Raw genomic sequence first — 14,474 nt, 5'->3', positions numbered from 1 at the left:
ACCAATATGATATCCATTCATAAATACTTATTTCTTATTTTATTTCAGTGTTAATACCTCTTCCCATGCATTTTTTCACGTAGCTCGTTATACTTCATTTTCTGCTCAATATGCCAGAACAAATCTATATCAAGATGGCAAGCCAGTCCGAAAACAGACATTATCATATCATTCACGGTTGTAGGGAAATCGTAAAGACCGTCATATCTTGCCGGTAAAGTAGATATTGCATAAATAGACTCTGTAAATGTTTCATCTTTGCAAGCTTCTGACATATCATCAATGTTATTATTTAGGTCTTTCATTGCAAGACTTAAATCAATGCCACGTAATCCGGCTAAGTCAAGCAAACGGATAACACTGTCGGCAAGCTCATCCTCTACTGTATCTTTGATATATCTATTGAATACGTTAATAAACTTTTCTTCATTCGTTAGCCACCCTTGACACTCAGCATATTTGCCGATTTTATACTTTTCTTTATCAAAGTGTCTACTTTTTCGGTCTGCTTCCACAGCTTCCATTAACTCGCTAATGACAAGACAAAAGCAATGTTCGTTAGTCAATTCTTCATCGTGAAAACCATGTTCACAGGCCGTTTTATATGCCCTATCACGAAGGGCGGTTAAATCTATTTTACTCATATCTTTCTTGTTATACGCCAAATAGGCTTGTTTGTACTAAAGTTCCTTTCTCTGTTTTTATTTCTCCAAAGCATTGACGACGGAAGTATTCTTCTTGGTCATTATATATGTCTACGTCCTTTTCAGTGGCATAAAAATCAAATCCAAGTTTATACGCTGCAACTCTATTTGTGCCGCTTCCAAGATGAGAATCAAATATCTTCCAACCCGGTTTTGCATAAGTCTTATATATCCATGCATATAATTGGATGGGCTTTTGAGTTACATGTCTTTTGGCGTAGTTAATCGCTATTTTGGCGTTATTGGAAACGCAATTTTGCATATTGGCTCGGCTCGTTCTAAACATCTTAGTGCTTATCTTAAAAGAAGTATATGCGAGTTCAGCCATTGCAAACGTAACACCATCAGGCTGTAGTTTATCGTAAACAATCCACCCCATTGATGGCGGAAGCCACTGATTAAAATAATTAGCACCGAATATTATTTGATGCTTAGACACGCGAAATAGTTCATCGAAGTACTCTTTATCAGGAGGTTTTGAATCCCAATCTTTACTTTTATATCGGGTTATTTTACCTTGACCTTTCTTTTGCCCAATACTTCCGTTACGTTTTGCTATTCCTATTCCATATTCAGGATCGACTACAGCCAAATCAAAAAACTTATCAGGAATATTTTTCATGTATTCCATGCAGTCCATATTATAAACCTCGCTTATCGGCATATTAGTTCCTTTCTATCTTGTTTTACGCCGTTAATTTCTGGCGTATTAGGTTTATATTCTTCTTCACAAGCTGTATAATACGTTCATGATACTCTGTATTATTGTTACAGACACCGCGAGATTGAACTACATCGAGCGTTTTAAGATTCACTTCAATGGTCTCTATGCGCTTGTCTCCGATACGGGCAGAGAGAATAAGACAGTCAGAACGTTTCCAATAGCCATTGGCAAATACGCAATGGTGCATGGTGTCCCCTTCCTGCTTGAATTCATCGAGAGATTTCAGAGGAACGATAGTTAATTTGTTGTCGGAAATTACCAAATCTACAAACTTACCGATCCGCTCAAGGAATTTCTTTTCTGCTTCCTTCTGTTTGAGCATTTCCCGTTCCAGTCGTTCTTTCTCGGATTTCTCCTGTTCCTTACGACGCTTGGTAACATAATAGTCATGAGCTTTATGTAAATTCTTGGGGCAAACATAATAAGCGTTGCGCAGGTCTTTATGATATCTCTCCAGGAGCTGAAGGTAGTCATTGTACATACTTGCATCTTTGACTATATATTTGTTCCGGATGCAGATTTTTATCGTTGGCCAATACCTATTAATGAAAGAAGCGTTACCATTTGTCACATATCCAAGTAGGTTGTATTGTTTGGCTTTGAGTAATGTTTCATTTTTGGGTTCATGCTTTACACCCTTTAGGAGCCAGTAAGGATCAGCACCTTTGATTTGTCGGTTGACGCCGTATTTCTTGTACTCACTCTTCCATTTTTGAACCGGATAGGTCATGTGTACATATACCTCATAATCGAATGAATTATAGCTCATACCACGTGTTCGGATTTGCATTTCAGAGCTATGAGACCAACCGTCAAACATGTACGCTGAATTCATTAAACGACCTTTGGCTATAATAGTAACCACTTCGTCATCTGACATCCATTTCTGCATTACTTCATCGATGAAATAATGAACTGGTTTCCCAGTACGATTAGAGCGAAGAATATAGACATATCGGAATACCTGGTATTCCTCAAATTTATCCACGATACAAAAGAACCGTTCTTCTTTATCGGTACGTTTCTTAGAGGTGGTTATAACTAAATCGGCACCACAATGAGGGCACGTTTCTTTTCTTCCGTCTTTAATGCCGGTATTATCGAAGTACTGGCCGCACTCTGTACAGTAGATAAACTTCTTTGTGCGATATCCGTTGTGACTGACAACCTTTTCTTTTGCCCATTTGTCGACTTCCAAACCGAACATAGGTAAGCGATTGCTCAGCTCCATTATCTTGAATTGAAGTTTTGTTCTCGGTTTCATAGTTAAAATAGTGACATCTGTTGAACTTCAGTTACCTCTTTCTTTGCCCGTGTAGGCTTTTTCTTGAGCAATGCGTGTTGTTCTTCGGCCAGACGTTGAATCGCCACTTGACGAGCCTTCTCCTTATCTTCTTCCGTAAGTTCGACAGCCTTTGATGCAGGAACACTTACAGAAGCTCTCGCATTAGCCGGAAGCTTGTTTACTTTGATGCTGTCTTCATCGTAATAATGAACTGCCATGCCGTACACTTCTTCATCAGTCATTGCAACAGCATTACCCCGCTTTTTAGCTTCACCGAGGATATAGTTACAACAATCGTCAAGGTTCTTGTTTGTTTTAGCATAGGATACAGCAAACAACTTATCTGTTTTTGCACGTAAATCCAAATATGCCTGGATTGCTTTCTTAAAGTCTTGTGATGATTTCATATATTTCTATTTTAAGTTATAATAAAAAGTTATCAGCCCTTTAATGTCAGTTACCCGACAACCCTCCGGGCTGTATAGGACAAGTTGCCGTAAAATGTTAAATTCTCATCTTTTAAAACATAACCAACTGATTATAAGATAGTTATTCATGCACCATAAGGTGCTTTTTACAAAACCACATAAATAATTGATTATCAAATACTTACAATTTCTTACAAATGGGCATAAATATCCCTGTCTGATAACCGGCCAGAAGTTTATCTTTGAATTCGCGTTCCAATTCACCAATTATCTCTACATACTTCTCACACTCCTCGGGCCAATTACGAATAAAGACACGTATTGTCTCCCATTGTTTTTTGGTCAATTTCCTATCCAAATAGAGCTGCTTGTAGCGTTCTTTGTAACGGGTCACTCCGATCCGGTATATCTCCCTGGCACGGTCAAGCTGGGAAATCTTTATCCCCTTCGCAGCAGACAATTCCCTGACAAAGCGTATCTCTGACCAGTCTTTATAAAAAATACGTCCCATTTTATTCAGGAATAAATTATCTGTGAATTCCATCATCGGAACAGACTGATGCTTATATATCGTTTCTATGCGTAGGATATTGGCCCCTACATTTCGTCCTTTCTCACCAGCCTCAAAGGTCTTATCATAAACCTTTAAAACCTTACGGAAATACTTGCTTTTTTCCGTAGTCTGCTGCTTGAATGCAGAATAGTTCGCATCATTCCAAAGGTATTTCCCGGAAACCTCGTACATCTGCTTTATGTATGAATCCGCAGGGAGAGACATCTTCATTGTAATCCCGATCTCATAGTATGTTACCACTGTATTCTCCATCCTTACACATAACCTTAACAAGACTTCCTTAATTGTCCTTACCGCCATCGCAAAGGTTATCGGGCGGCTGTTATCCAACTTCCCATACTTCCCTTTAAAATAAAGCTTGCAAATAGAACAGGTGCACCGCAACCTATTCCCACGTAACTCAATAAAGCAACCGTCAAAATTCGCATATGCCGTCGATTTGTAATAGACTTCATCACCTTCCGTACATTGCTCAAGGTAATTCCGAAGTATAATCGTATCGATATCAGATGTATCAACCGTTGCCTTTATGACCACTTTATCAAACATAATGCCGACTGTTCTTCATTTTACATAATGTATCTTGTATCCTATGGCCTGTTGGGTCTCTATGACAAAGTTTGCGATTTCCCCGGTATCAACCAGCAATTTTATTGCCACGAGCCCCTCTGTTTTGGGCTTTTGAAACAACAGCGAACATGGTTTATCATACTGTACCCAGTGATAGAGGAATTCGGCCAAAAGAGAATCCTGTATCTGGATGATCAACTTTTCGGGTTCCATCACTTCACCACAAATATAACCGGAGTCCGATCCGGACGTAAATGTCCCATACAGAATGCTGCCATACGACAATACTTTGCCCCAAAGCTATTTTGAAATGTACACCCTTTGCATCCTTCGGTAGAAGGCAGTACCTTAATCCTCTTATCTTCTGAATATTTCATGGTAGGACCGCCCACCCTGAGCCATCTGAAATTTTCTTCATTCATATCATTTATCTTTTATATTTATCACCATAATGGAATTTCATATCATTCACTCCCGGAATACATTCTACCATATCCCTATTGAAAATGGCCCAATGTAAATCCTCTAATGCATCTGACGGCAGAGCAACCTGCACCTCTTGATTTCCTTGATATGGCTTCATACTAATCTCGATAGTCTTTGCTATCTGGTTAGAACCACAATAATATACACCGTACCGTATTCCTCCCTGTTTCCGCTCATACATCTTACTTGTAATAAGCGGATCTGTACGTATCAGCTTAGTACCCAATTTCCTAAACATCTCATACGCTTCTTCAAAAGAATCAGCATAATAAGTCCTTTGGCAATTCTCGTAAAAACGAGTATCTATTTGATATATCATTATTTTCTCTTTAAAAAGTACAGACACATTCTTGCTCCCACAGAGCGATTACATCCATGAATCGGACAGTAACACATTAAATTCTCTACAGGACCGGCACGCTGACAACACCGACAATCACATTTAATCTTTCCGATATCTACTTTAGCCATAACCTAAGGTTTAAAACTCCCGGATATTTCACCGGGAGGGATTGATAAAATTAAAACTTAAACCGGGGCTGTCCCGACAGTGTCCTTTTCACCGGCTTCTTTAAATGATTAGTTATTCCTGCATCTCAGCAGGGTGATTTGATAATGACTTACTCAATTTCTTTCTCATCTTATTACACCTCCGTACCAGGTCCCGTACCGGAGATGTGGGAGAAGAAAGAACTTCTATTTCCTCTGAGCATTGCCGAAGTAGCCGCTCAATGGTCCTTATATCCGTTTTGCATATTTCAGGCATAGCTCAATCAATTTGCTTTTCTTGCTTCAGTCGCTTTATCTCTTTCTTGTAGTAGGCAATCATTGCCTTATACTCGAACTCAGAAATCTTATTCACCTGGTTCTTCATTGATTCAAGTAATATAACTGTGGTGACACCATATTTTTCAAAAAGCCCTCTCCGGTATCCTTGAATGTTTCCTTCGTCAAATCGATTGCACGACCGACATTGGGCATTACAATTTATTTCACTATATCGTGTAGACATATGCTGGCGGTTGATATAATGTCCGCAATCTGCCTGATCAAAAGATTTTATCTGTCCGCATGAGATACATTTGAAGGTTCCATCTTTTCTTGCATCGCGCAGACGAATGAAAAGGCTGAATACTACATCAAGCTTCTTTTTCAGATTGGGTTTCCCGGCCATGACTTATGATTTTATTGTATTGTTCTTCATTACGAAATCTAATGGCATGATGATACCACAAACCATTGGAGGATTTAAATAGACTCTCTTTTTCGGAAAAGTTATAATCACTTAACCGGGCTACAATAGCTGCCCCAGGTCTTTCCTGACTCCAAAAAATGGAAAGATCACCAAGGTTTGGTATATACTCTAAATCGTTTGTGATATCACAGAGAAAGGCTTTGGTAGCTTTAGGCTCAAACAACAATACTATGCTGTTATCTGTCACTTCAGCCGTGACAAATTCACTACCTTCCGGAATCCTGCATACTTTCTTCATTGTTACTTACTTTACTGATTATTTTCCAAACAATTCATCAATCTCACTTTCAAGCCTTTTACTATTCTTACCCATGTAAATACAGTCGGCAGCAAATACAAAGAATGCTAACCAGAAGATAAGATCACAATTCATACAGGTGATAGCCATTGTAACAAAGGATATACACCAGATAAAAGTCAAGGGTAATACTTTCATACTACTTTGTTTTTAAGCACAAACCGATCAAGACTTGCTATATCATACCATATCATTCTGCTACCGAATTGAGAGAAAGAGACAAGAGCCTCATTACGTAGCTTCTCCAAAAAATCCTCACCGCATCCGAGGTAGCTCATTGCCTCCTGTTTGTTGAGCCAGCGTTTTGGAGCCGGCTCGACTTTTACTGTTGCTCTTGTTCGCCCCATGGTTATGTCTCCTTATAATACCGGTTATACTCTTCCATTGTCAAAGGTTTCTCTTTTACTGCAAAACCTTGTTTTACTGCCTCAACACGAATGCGTTCAGCATCACCCTCAATAGTTACACCTCTAATAGCGTTACGAACTGTTTGCTCTGTACACTCAAATAATCTTGCCAGCTTTGATACTGAGCCTCTTTTTACTGTTAATGTTTTTGCCATATCTCCTATGATTTTAAATTATAATTATTGGTTCTCCCGGGTCAATTCCATTGACGGCTGCACGCCCATTCCGGGAGATTGCTTAATTTTGCGGTTACCAAACTTAAAAAATTAAGCATATGAGTTATTTTTTTACAGAGGAAGCTCCTATAGTAGCCTCTAAAGAACTTAAATCCTTAGTGGATCAAAAAAATTCGTCACGAGTCTCATGGCACCGTCAGATTGTGCTTGTATCATCAACTCTCCTCGGAGTACTAATTTCCCTTGGAGATAAAGACTCCGGTAGCCAATTATTTCATTTTTGCATGGCTTCTGGGATACTACTACTGTCGGTGGGTAGCTTGTTAACCATGATTTTAGTATATTATCACTCAGTATGGCTTTCACGGAAGGAGCTAGAATCATATCGCGATTCACTTGATAAAGCTCTACAGTCCAACTCTCCTGTTGTATCCTATGGAGTATATCTTCCTCGGTGGTGCAAGATTGTTGAGGCTTTGGCTTATATATCGATTTCCATAGCTTTTTTAGTGCTTGGAATATCATATGTTGTAAAATAGCACCGCTTCCTTTCTTGTTATTTATCTCTTCCATAATAGTGTATTTAAATTATAATTGCTATTTTTGTGAATTGTCACTTTTGTTTTGTTAGTCAAAACTGTTTTAGATTGATTGATGATACAAATATGAAGATTATATTCTTCTATACAAATAAATACCGGAGATTATATTCTTCGTTTAAATATAATTAACAACAACTGAAACATGGAAATAAAAGAAAGATTATTCCAATATCTTGATTATAAGTCTATTAGTCCCACAAAAGCAGAATATACACTCTCATGGGGTAAAGGTGCATTAATTAAAGCAAAAAGTATATCAGCTGAAAAAGCAGGAGAATTTCTTCTTCACTTCAATGACTTATCAGCAGAATGGTTGCTTCGCGGAACTGGAGATATGATTCTAAAATCAATTCATCAGACTCAATCATCTATTCAAGCAAATTCTTCTGTAATTATGATACCATTCGAAGAATACAAAAAATCAATAGCCGAGAAAGATGAAATAATAAAAGATCAAGCACATAAGATAGGAATGCTTGAACATGAGTTACAGCTTTTCACATCGAAAAAACAAACTGCCCTCGGAACGGAGAATGCTTTCACTGCTGCCGATCAACAGAGAAATATTCCGGAGGCAGAATAACACGTGTTCCTATGAAAATTATCTGGAACAAATAAAAACAAAACAACTAATTATTATCACATAAACAAAACAGTATTATGAAGAAATTATTACTTGCTTTAATTTTACTGCTCCCATTAAGTGCATATGGGCAAACAAAACCTAAATCACAGAAAAGTGTAAAGCATACGGTAGATAACATCCACAACCGTAAAAGTAACTATGGTGACACTTACGTAGATCCTTTTAAAGAAAAGAAAGAATCGCGCAAAAAAGAGTTTCTTGCAATGTCCAATACAGCCCGTGCAGGTGTATATATGAATAAATCATATAATTACCAATATGGAGCTATTGGGTGTGCTGGCGTATCCGCCGGACTTCTGATCGGATACGGTAGTCTGAAAGATAAATTTGAACTCAACGATAATGGTAAACCTAAAATGACCAATAAGGCTAAAGGGTTAATTATTGGCGGAAGTATATTTGCCATTACCGCAATCGCATTAGAAATTAGCGCAATAAATTATAAAACAAAAGCAGGAAAGTGCTTACAGTTACAAGCAACAGAAAACGGAGCTGGATTGGCATTTGTATTCTGAGACAGCCGATAAATTAAGATTAGTTATTATCATATAAACAAAATAATATTATGGCACTATACACTATATACACATACCAATTCAAACCAGTATTTAATCTCTTTAATAATGAAGATTGTTTGAGACATCAAGGTGAATTAATGTCTCACAAAAATAAGATATTTGAGAATGCAATAAAAAGTTGTATATTTACACATCGAAATCACAAGCTATCTTCACAGCTTCTATTTTGTTTAGATGATATAATAGCTTTCAAGTTAGCTAATGTAAAAAGCGTGCATTTAGAGCAAAAGTTTCAAATAAAAACTGAAACAGATGAACCTAGCGTTAATATTTTGATTAATAATAATCCCAATGTTCAAAGAATAGCTATAGAACAAAATAAAGCATTCACTGAAACGGGTGTTGTGATCAAAATCTTAAAAAAGGCATTTAATGCTTTATTAATAGATCAAGGGTTATCAATTACAATAAAAAAAGAATATCAAGAACGCGAGTTTTGGGATTTAATTAATCGTAATCCCGATTGTATTAAAATGGTAAGATTTGAGTTTGATTATCCAAATCTACCTAGAGTATCAGAAAGCGTTTCAAGTATGTTAAAACAGGCAAGTGAGGCTTCGCTTAGTGCTAAAACCAGATTAGAGTTTAATTCTGCCGAGAAAGAATGTCTTAAAATAGAGGAAAGTAATGAACAGATAAAAGGATTAACTCAGGCTGCCTCAGGAAGTGGTAACTCTGTCGTTTTTAGAGTAAAAGGAATGAAAAAGCTACAAAGGACAGGATATACGACAAAAACAATAAGCTTTGATGAATTAGAAATTCAAGCAGATAATATTGAAGGAATAAAAGAAATATTTAAAAGTTTAAATGAATAGAATACTAAAAATAATAGCGTATTTAGCAATAGCCTTCGTATTAAGCTATTTAGCTAATAATGGTTGCAGAGATTTCATTAAAGGACTTTCTGATAATATTATATCATTATTAGCCACCATTCTAGCCATAAATATCCCGACCAGCACACTCATCATCTCCGAGATTAACAAAATCAAGGACAAATTCAGTATAGATCCTTCGCCCGCATTCAAAGAATTAAGGCATGGACTAATAGCACAGATATTCGTCCTCTGTTCACTAATTGTTATCTTGATAGTATGCGACTTTATACAGAACATGGATTTCATCACTTCATGGAAAATCCATATTATATCAGGAACATTTGTTTTAGCTTCACTCATTTACTATTTGGAAGTCATTTATGACTTAGGGATAGCACTATTTAAACTTATTGATTTTAAAGCAAACAAAAAAGAATAAAAAATAGAAAGACACTACTCCTTAATCCCATTCAAATAATCGATAACTCTCCGATTCGCCTCGTCTATTTTTCTCTGATCGAACTTAATATAAATAGATGTCACATCCGATCCAATCTCATGCCCTAAAGCGGCAGAAATCGTTTCTTTAGGCACATCCAATCCGGCTGCAATTGTAGCCCAGGTATGCCGAGACCAATAGCTGGAAATATCAGGAAACAGAGGTTCACGTTCCTTCTTACCACCTAATCCCTTCCGAGTAACTGGCCCAATCTGTTTAAGGCCAATATCCATTCTATGTAGAAAATCCTGGTAATTACTATAAGTATCCAATATGTTTAATAACCAGTTTTCACCTTTATACCGTTCTATGATTTCCATCGCTTCCGGCTCTACTTTTATAGAGTATAACTTTCCTGTCTTAGCCCTATTATACTCTACCTTACCATTAACTAATTGCTTTAAATTAAACAGGTCAACTGCGTTTATACCAACAAGATACAACATGAGCATAAATATATCCCGGTAACGTTTTTGATGTTCCTCACAATCATAATCCCGGAGTAAGGCAACTTGCTCAGGAGTAAGACAACGCTTAGCTGTTTCTTCCTTCTTTATCTTAAACTTCCGAAATGGATACATAGTGGTAATCTCTTCGTCGATGGCATAATTGAATACAGCCCGGATATTACGTAAATGAAGAGCATATGCATTTATTTTCATACCACTATCTTTCATCCACTTTTCAAAGCGACGCAACCAGTCAAGATCCATTGTATCAAAAGTACAGGCCCTATCAAATTCTATGACTTTATTAAGTGTACTTGTATATACAGCCTTTGTCCCCGCCTTATCTTTTATATTAATGAAATCGGTTAGATAATCCATAAAACATTTTGTTTTTTCCGGAATAAACCCGGGCAGACATTTTTCAAGAATAGCTTTCAATGACTTATCAGTCATTCCCTGGAGCTTTCCATCCATCTCAAGACGAAAGATAGTATTCTCCATGTCGTTAAGTAATTTTCTCAGAGCAGCATTCTTTGTTTTATAATTCTCTACCTTATTCGAGAATTCACTTCCTGCCCATTTATCGACAGCGACAGAAAAACCGGTTGACAAAAGGAATTTCCCCTTGTGGCGTATGTTTATTTTAAGTGGATATACCCCATCTTTCTTTTCTCTTCGCGTGTCCAAATAAAAATTAACTATCGCCATACCTCTCTATTTTTAGGGTTAAAATGCAAATTTGGTGCAAATTGTGCTCAAACTCCATATAACGTCTTCCATTGTATTCGCTATAAAATTTGCACTAAATTTGCACCACAAATATAATTAATACCCTCTCAAAACCATCATAAACGGGATTAAAAAACAAATAAGGACACAAAAAAAGCACTTACTAAAGACGTAAGTGCTTGATTTTCAATTGAGCGGCAAGCGAGACTCGAACTCGTGACCCTTAGCTTGGGAAGCTAATGCTCTACCAACTGAGCTACTGCCGCATTACTTTTCTATTCTTTGAAAACGTTGGCAAAGGTAAACATTGTTTTGTAAAAAAGCAATGTGTAAGCAGAAAAAAATAAGAAATAATGCGAATCAGTAGTTGAAACCAATTAAGAGTTAGTTTTATTCATATCTGATCGGAAATGAGTAAAACCCACCACAGAGTAACACAGAGTTTATCAATAAAAACGAAACACGTTCTTTCTTACACATAACCTTTTAATTACGCAGTTTAAAGTTTTACTCAACTGCATAATTCGTGGTTTTATTTTTCTGCTTTAAAAAACAGTCTGCGAACAATCTTCTTTTTCATCTGTTAACTTCTCACGAAATAAACGAATAACGAATATGAACCTAAACCATCGAATGATTCTCATTATGCTATCGGTAGGATTATTTATACCTACCGTTATAGCACAAGAAGATAGCTCCGGAAAGCAACACCTTAGTTTTGAGGAAGCTCTTGAGTTACTACACAATGGTAACCAGAGTTTAAAAATAGCAGATAAAGGAGTGGAAATAGCCAAAAGTGAAAAAGGAAAGTTGAATGCATTCTGGTATCCAAGTGTGCAATCAACCGGAGCATTTGTACATATGTCAGAGAAAATAGAGGTAAAACAGCCTCTGTCGCAATTTACCGATCCGGCAAAAGACTTTGTACATAGTATTATTCCGGATGACAAAATTATAAGTGGCATACTCGATCAGATAGGAGCTAATACGCTGATATTCCCTTTGGCACCACGCAACCTCACAACAGTAGATGTTACTGCCGAATGGATACTCTTCTCTGGCGGTAAACGATTCCATGCCAGTAAGATAGGAAATACCATGGTAGATCTTGCCCGCGAAAGCCGGGCGCAAGTGGATGCCACACAACGTACACTATTAGCCGAAAGTTATTATGGATTAAGACTGGCACAACAAGTAGTGGCAGTGCGCGAAGAAACCTATCGTGGATTGGAAAAGCATTATGAGAATGCCCTCAAACTAGAAGCTACCGGAATGATAGACAAAGCAGCACGTCTCTTTGCACAAGTCAATATGGACGAAGCGAAACGCGAACTGGAAGCAGCACGTAAAGAAGAAGCTGTTGTACAGAATGCATTGAAAACATTGCTCAATATAGAGGGAGAAAACGGAGAAATCACTCCTTCTTCACCTCTGTTTATAAATGATTCGCTTCCACCCAAGATGGAGTTTATTCTTTCGGTAAATACCAGTAACTATCTTGTCAATCAGTTAAACTTGCAGGAACACATGGCCAAGCAACAAGTAAAGATTGATCAAAGCGGATATATGCCCAACATTGCCCTCTTTGGCAAACAGACATTATACTCACACGGTATCCAGAGCAACCTGTTACCTCGTACAATGATCGGGGTAGGCTTTACATGGAACCTCTTTGACGGATTGGAACGTGAGAAACGGATACGCCAATCTAAACTCACCAGACAGACATTAGTACTGGGACAGGCAAAAGCGAAAGACGATCTCGCCGTAGGAGTAGATAAGCTATACAGTCAGATGCAGAAGGCACAGGATAACGTGCGTGCTTTGAACACCACCATTGAGTTGAGTGAAGAGTTGGTACGAATGCGGAAAAAAGCCTTTACGGAAGGAATGGCCACTTCAACCGAGGTGATTGATGCAGAAACAATGCTGGCTAAAGTAAAAGTAGCCCGACTGGCTGCCTATTATGAATATGATGTGGCACTAATGAATCTACTGGCCCTATGTGGTACACCGGAACAATTCAAACAATATGCCGCCACTTCGCCTGGTAACTTGCTTAAAGAGGAATAAAAAACGAAAGAATCTCAATTAACAGAAACGATAATCAATCCTATAATTATGAATACAGAAGATAACATAAAAAAAGAGGTAACGCCCTCTTCAAAGGAAATACAAGAGAATACTTCTAACAGAAAAAGTCTGAGCATTGCCTTTATTGTTGTTCTGATAGTTGTTCTCTTATTTACAGCTATTGGTATGATATTAATGAGAAAACAGCCACTCGTACTGCAAGGTCAGGCAGAAGCTACAGAAATACGTATCAGTGGAAAACTGCCCGGACGTATTGACACTTTCTTAGTACGTGAGGGAGACTGGGTAAAACAAGGTGATACACTTGTAGTAATCAACAGTCCGACCATAGAAGCCAAATATCGCCAATTAGGTGCGTTGGAGCAAGTAGCTGTACAGCAAAACAAAAAGATTGATGCAGGTACACGCCGGCAGATTGTAGCCACTGCACAGCAACTTTGGAATAAAACAAAGAGCGACCTGTCACTGGCAAAGACTACCTATGACCGGATACTTACTTTATATAAAGACAGCGTGATAACCTCACAACGTAAAGATGAAGTAGAAGCGATGTACAAGGCAGCAGTTGCTGCAGAACGTGCTGCCTATGAACAATATCAAATGGCGGTAGATGGTGCACAGAGTGAAGATAAAGCTTCGGCAAGAAGTCTGGTAGATGCAGCACGCAGCACAGTGGATGAAGTAACTTCTCTACTCGTAGATGCACGCCTTACAGCTCCCGAAGACGGACAGATAGCCACTATCTTCCCAAAACGTGGAGAACTCGTAGCACCGGGAACACCTATCATGAATCTGGTAGTGATGAGTGATGTACATGTGGTACTAAATGTACGTGAAGATTTAATGCCCAACTTCCGTATGGGAGGTAAATTTGTAGCAGATGTTCCGGCAATAGCTAAGAAAGATGTAGAGTTTGAGATATATTATATCAGTCCGTTGGGTAGCTTCGCTACATGGAAATCGACGAAACAAACGGGTAGTTACGATTTACAAACTTTTGAGATACATGCAAGGCCCACACAATCCGTAGATGGATTAAGGCCGGGAATGTCGGTGCTTGTTCAATTGACAGTGGGCAATTGACAATGGACAGTGTAATTGTATCGGTATATTATTAATTAAGTAATCGTTCTAAATTATATGATGTTATTA

21 protein-coding genes and 1 tRNA gene are annotated in these 14,474 nt (G+C 37.9%); 6 read left to right on the top strand and 16 right to left on the bottom strand.

Annotated elements, in window-relative coordinates; genetic code table 11:
- Positions 1-50 precede the first annotated feature (50 nt).
- From ACESQI_RS03795 to ACESQI_RS03730, 14 genes are all read right to left on the bottom strand, one after another.
- Positions 51-644, bottom strand: a complete 594-nt coding sequence (locus ACESQI_RS03795; protein WP_373125465.1) for a hypothetical protein — start codon at positions 642-644, stop codon at positions 51-53.
- A 10-nt stretch (positions 645-654) separates the two neighbouring features.
- Positions 655-1,335 (bottom strand): DNA methyltransferase, encoded by a 681-nt coding sequence (locus ACESQI_RS03790; RefSeq protein ID WP_373125464.1) that lies wholly within the window; start codon positions 1,333-1,335, stop codon positions 655-657.
- 55 nt (positions 1,336-1,390) lie between these two features.
- Positions 1,391-2,692 carry a PcfJ domain-containing protein gene (locus tag ACESQI_RS03785; protein WP_373125463.1) on the bottom strand — a complete coding sequence of 434 codons (1,302 nt, stop codon included), beginning with the start codon at positions 2,690-2,692 and terminating at the stop codon, positions 1,391-1,393.
- A 2-nt stretch (positions 2,693-2,694) separates the two neighbouring features.
- A complete protein-coding gene (locus ACESQI_RS03780) occupies positions 2,695-3,120 on the bottom strand; it encodes a PcfK-like family protein (protein ID WP_278509692.1) in 426 nt (141 codons plus the stop codon).
- Between the two features lie 202 nt (positions 3,121-3,322).
- Entirely contained in the window at positions 3,323-4,264 is a 942-nt protein-coding gene (locus ACESQI_RS03775; RefSeq protein WP_373125462.1) for a hypothetical protein, read from the bottom strand.
- 15 nt (positions 4,265-4,279) lie between these two features.
- On the bottom strand, positions 4,280-4,498 hold the full coding sequence (locus ACESQI_RS03770) for a hypothetical protein (RefSeq protein WP_211460443.1): 219 nt from the start codon (positions 4,496-4,498) through the stop codon (positions 4,280-4,282).
- Positions 4,498-4,707: a hypothetical protein gene (locus ACESQI_RS03765; RefSeq protein WP_320997407.1), complete on the bottom strand. Its 210-nt coding sequence runs from the start codon at positions 4,705-4,707 to the stop codon at positions 4,498-4,500. The genes ACESQI_RS03770 and ACESQI_RS03765 overlap by 1 nt, the downstream gene beginning before the upstream one ends.
- A gap of 5 nt (positions 4,708-4,712) precedes the next feature.
- Positions 4,713-5,090 (bottom strand): hypothetical protein, encoded by a 378-nt coding sequence (locus ACESQI_RS03760; protein WP_373125461.1) that lies wholly within the window; start codon positions 5,088-5,090, stop codon positions 4,713-4,715.
- A 450-nt stretch (positions 5,091-5,540) separates the two neighbouring features.
- Complete coding sequence (locus tag ACESQI_RS03755) at positions 5,541-5,945, bottom strand: recombination protein NinG (RefSeq protein ID WP_002560761.1); 405 nt, start codon at positions 5,943-5,945, stop codon at positions 5,541-5,543.
- Positions 5,911-6,264: a hypothetical protein gene (locus ACESQI_RS03750; RefSeq protein ID WP_278509677.1), complete on the bottom strand. Its 354-nt coding sequence runs from the start codon at positions 6,262-6,264 to the stop codon at positions 5,911-5,913. The genes ACESQI_RS03755 and ACESQI_RS03750 overlap by 35 nt, the downstream gene beginning before the upstream one ends.
- Before the next feature lie 18 nt (positions 6,265-6,282).
- Entirely contained in the window at positions 6,283-6,462 is a 180-nt protein-coding gene (locus ACESQI_RS03745) for a hypothetical protein (protein ID WP_002560763.1), read from the bottom strand.
- Positions 6,459-6,671, bottom strand: a complete 213-nt coding sequence (locus tag ACESQI_RS03740) for a DNA-binding protein (RefSeq protein WP_373125460.1) — start codon at positions 6,669-6,671, stop codon at positions 6,459-6,461. The genes ACESQI_RS03745 and ACESQI_RS03740 overlap by 4 nt, the downstream gene beginning before the upstream one ends.
- Before the next feature lie 2 nt (positions 6,672-6,673).
- Positions 6,674-6,886 carry a hypothetical protein gene (locus ACESQI_RS03735; protein ID WP_278509671.1) on the bottom strand — a complete coding sequence of 71 codons (213 nt, stop codon included), beginning with the start codon at positions 6,884-6,886 and terminating at the stop codon, positions 6,674-6,676.
- Between the two features lie 168 nt (positions 6,887-7,054).
- Positions 7,055-7,480 carry a hypothetical protein gene (locus ACESQI_RS03730; protein WP_289292541.1) on the bottom strand — a complete coding sequence of 142 codons (426 nt, stop codon included), beginning with the start codon at positions 7,478-7,480 and terminating at the stop codon, positions 7,055-7,057.
- Positions 7,481-7,651: 171 nt separating this feature from the next.
- Between ACESQI_RS03730 and ACESQI_RS03725 the strand changes: the two genes are divergently transcribed.
- The 4 genes from ACESQI_RS03725 to ACESQI_RS03710 all read left to right on the top strand — a co-directional run bounded on the left by ACESQI_RS03725 (position 7,652) and on the right by ACESQI_RS03710 (position 9,990).
- Positions 7,652-8,092: a hypothetical protein gene (locus tag ACESQI_RS03725; RefSeq protein WP_373125459.1), complete on the top strand. Its 441-nt coding sequence runs from the start codon at positions 7,652-7,654 to the stop codon at positions 8,090-8,092.
- A 77-nt stretch (positions 8,093-8,169) separates the two neighbouring features.
- Positions 8,170-8,670, top strand: coding sequence for a hypothetical protein (locus tag ACESQI_RS03720; RefSeq protein WP_002560770.1), 501 nt, complete (start codon positions 8,170-8,172; stop codon positions 8,668-8,670).
- A gap of 50 nt (positions 8,671-8,720) precedes the next feature.
- Positions 8,721-9,548, top strand: coding sequence for a hypothetical protein (locus ACESQI_RS03715; protein WP_278509666.1), 828 nt, complete (start codon positions 8,721-8,723; stop codon positions 9,546-9,548).
- Positions 9,541-9,990 (top strand): hypothetical protein, encoded by a 450-nt coding sequence (locus tag ACESQI_RS03710; protein WP_278509664.1) that lies wholly within the window; start codon positions 9,541-9,543, stop codon positions 9,988-9,990. The genes ACESQI_RS03715 and ACESQI_RS03710 overlap by 8 nt, the downstream gene beginning before the upstream one ends.
- Positions 9,991-10,004: 14 nt before the next feature.
- Here ACESQI_RS03710 and ACESQI_RS03705 read toward each other — a convergent pair whose 3' ends face one another.
- The gene (locus ACESQI_RS03705; RefSeq protein WP_278509662.1) at positions 10,005-11,207 is read right to left on the bottom strand and encodes a site-specific integrase; all 1,203 of its coding nucleotides are present in this window, start codon (positions 11,205-11,207) and stop codon (positions 10,005-10,007) included.
- A 214-nt stretch (positions 11,208-11,421) separates the two neighbouring features.
- Positions 11,422-11,494, bottom strand: a tRNA-Gly gene (locus ACESQI_RS03700).
- Positions 11,495-11,843: 349 nt separating this feature from the next.
- Between ACESQI_RS03700 and ACESQI_RS03695 the strand changes: the two genes are divergently transcribed.
- Positions 11,844-13,301 (top strand): TolC family protein, encoded by a 1,458-nt coding sequence (locus ACESQI_RS03695; RefSeq protein WP_195660379.1) that lies wholly within the window; start codon positions 11,844-11,846, stop codon positions 13,299-13,301.
- 48 nt (positions 13,302-13,349) lie between these two features.
- Positions 13,350-14,405 carry an HlyD family secretion protein gene (locus tag ACESQI_RS03690; protein ID WP_195660378.1) on the top strand — a complete coding sequence of 352 codons (1,056 nt, stop codon included), beginning with the start codon at positions 13,350-13,352 and terminating at the stop codon, positions 14,403-14,405.
- Positions 14,406-14,474 lie beyond the last annotated feature (69 nt).

This window comes from Bacteroides sp. HPS0048 (assembly GCF_964240755.1).
Taxonomy (GTDB): Bacteria; Bacteroidota; Bacteroidia; order Bacteroidales; family Bacteroidaceae; genus Bacteroides; species Bacteroides nordii.
The sequence above is the reverse complement of the archived record's forward strand: the minus strand, read 5'-3'. Positions and strand labels throughout refer to the sequence as shown.

Excerpts from the sequence above, each read along its gene's own strand:
- ACESQI_RS03695 (WP_195660379.1), top strand. The coding sequence starts at position 11,844 with ATGAACCTAAACCATCGAATGATTCTCATTATGCTATCGGTAGGATTA.
- ACESQI_RS03745 (WP_002560763.1), bottom strand. The coding sequence starts at position 6,462 with ATGAAAGTATTACCCTTGACTTTTATCTGGTGTATATCCTTTGTTACA.
- ACESQI_RS03765 (WP_320997407.1), bottom strand. The coding sequence starts at position 4,707 with ATGAATGAAGAAAATTTCAGATGGCTCAGGGTGGGCGGTCCTACCATG.
- ACESQI_RS03785 (WP_373125463.1), bottom strand. The coding sequence starts at position 2,692 with ATGAAACCGAGAACAAAACTTCAATTCAAGATAATGGAGCTGAGCAAT.
- ACESQI_RS03735 (WP_278509671.1), bottom strand. The coding sequence starts at position 6,886 with ATGGCAAAAACATTAACAGTAAAAAGAGGCTCAGTATCAAAGCTGGCA.
- ACESQI_RS03725 (WP_373125459.1), top strand. The coding sequence starts at position 7,652 with ATGGAAATAAAAGAAAGATTATTCCAATATCTTGATTATAAGTCTATT.
- ACESQI_RS03690 (WP_195660378.1), top strand. The coding sequence starts at position 13,350 with ATGAATACAGAAGATAACATAAAAAAAGAGGTAACGCCCTCTTCAAAG.
- ACESQI_RS03730 (WP_289292541.1), bottom strand. The coding sequence starts at position 7,480 with ATGGAAGAGATAAATAACAAGAAAGGAAGCGGTGCTATTTTACAACAT.
- ACESQI_RS03760 (WP_373125461.1), bottom strand. The coding sequence starts at position 5,090 with ATGATATATCAAATAGATACTCGTTTTTACGAGAATTGCCAAAGGACT.
- ACESQI_RS03710 (WP_278509664.1), top strand. The coding sequence starts at position 9,541 with ATGAATAGAATACTAAAAATAATAGCGTATTTAGCAATAGCCTTCGTA.
- ACESQI_RS03740 (WP_373125460.1), bottom strand. The coding sequence starts at position 6,671 with ATGGGGCGAACAAGAGCAACAGTAAAAGTCGAGCCGGCTCCAAAACGC.
- ACESQI_RS03755 (WP_002560761.1), bottom strand. The coding sequence starts at position 5,945 with ATGGCCGGGAAACCCAATCTGAAAAAGAAGCTTGATGTAGTATTCAGC.
- ACESQI_RS03780 (WP_278509692.1), bottom strand. The coding sequence starts at position 3,120 with ATGAAATCATCACAAGACTTTAAGAAAGCAATCCAGGCATATTTGGAT.
- ACESQI_RS03715 (WP_278509666.1), top strand. The coding sequence starts at position 8,721 with ATGGCACTATACACTATATACACATACCAATTCAAACCAGTATTTAAT.
- ACESQI_RS03705 (WP_278509662.1), bottom strand. The coding sequence starts at position 11,207 with ATGGCGATAGTTAATTTTTATTTGGACACGCGAAGAGAAAAGAAAGAT.
- ACESQI_RS03775 (WP_373125462.1), bottom strand. The coding sequence starts at position 4,264 with ATGTTTGATAAAGTGGTCATAAAGGCAACGGTTGATACATCTGATATC.
- ACESQI_RS03770 (WP_211460443.1), bottom strand. The coding sequence starts at position 4,498 with ATGGAACCCGAAAAGTTGATCATCCAGATACAGGATTCTCTTTTGGCC.
- ACESQI_RS03795 (WP_373125465.1), bottom strand. The coding sequence starts at position 644 with ATGAGTAAAATAGATTTAACCGCCCTTCGTGATAGGGCATATAAAACG.
- ACESQI_RS03790 (WP_373125464.1), bottom strand. The coding sequence starts at position 1,335 with ATGGAATACATGAAAAATATTCCTGATAAGTTTTTTGATTTGGCTGTA.
- ACESQI_RS03720 (WP_002560770.1), top strand. The coding sequence starts at position 8,170 with ATGAAGAAATTATTACTTGCTTTAATTTTACTGCTCCCATTAAGTGCA.
- ACESQI_RS03750 (WP_278509677.1), bottom strand. The coding sequence starts at position 6,264 with ATGAAGAAAGTATGCAGGATTCCGGAAGGTAGTGAATTTGTCACGGCT.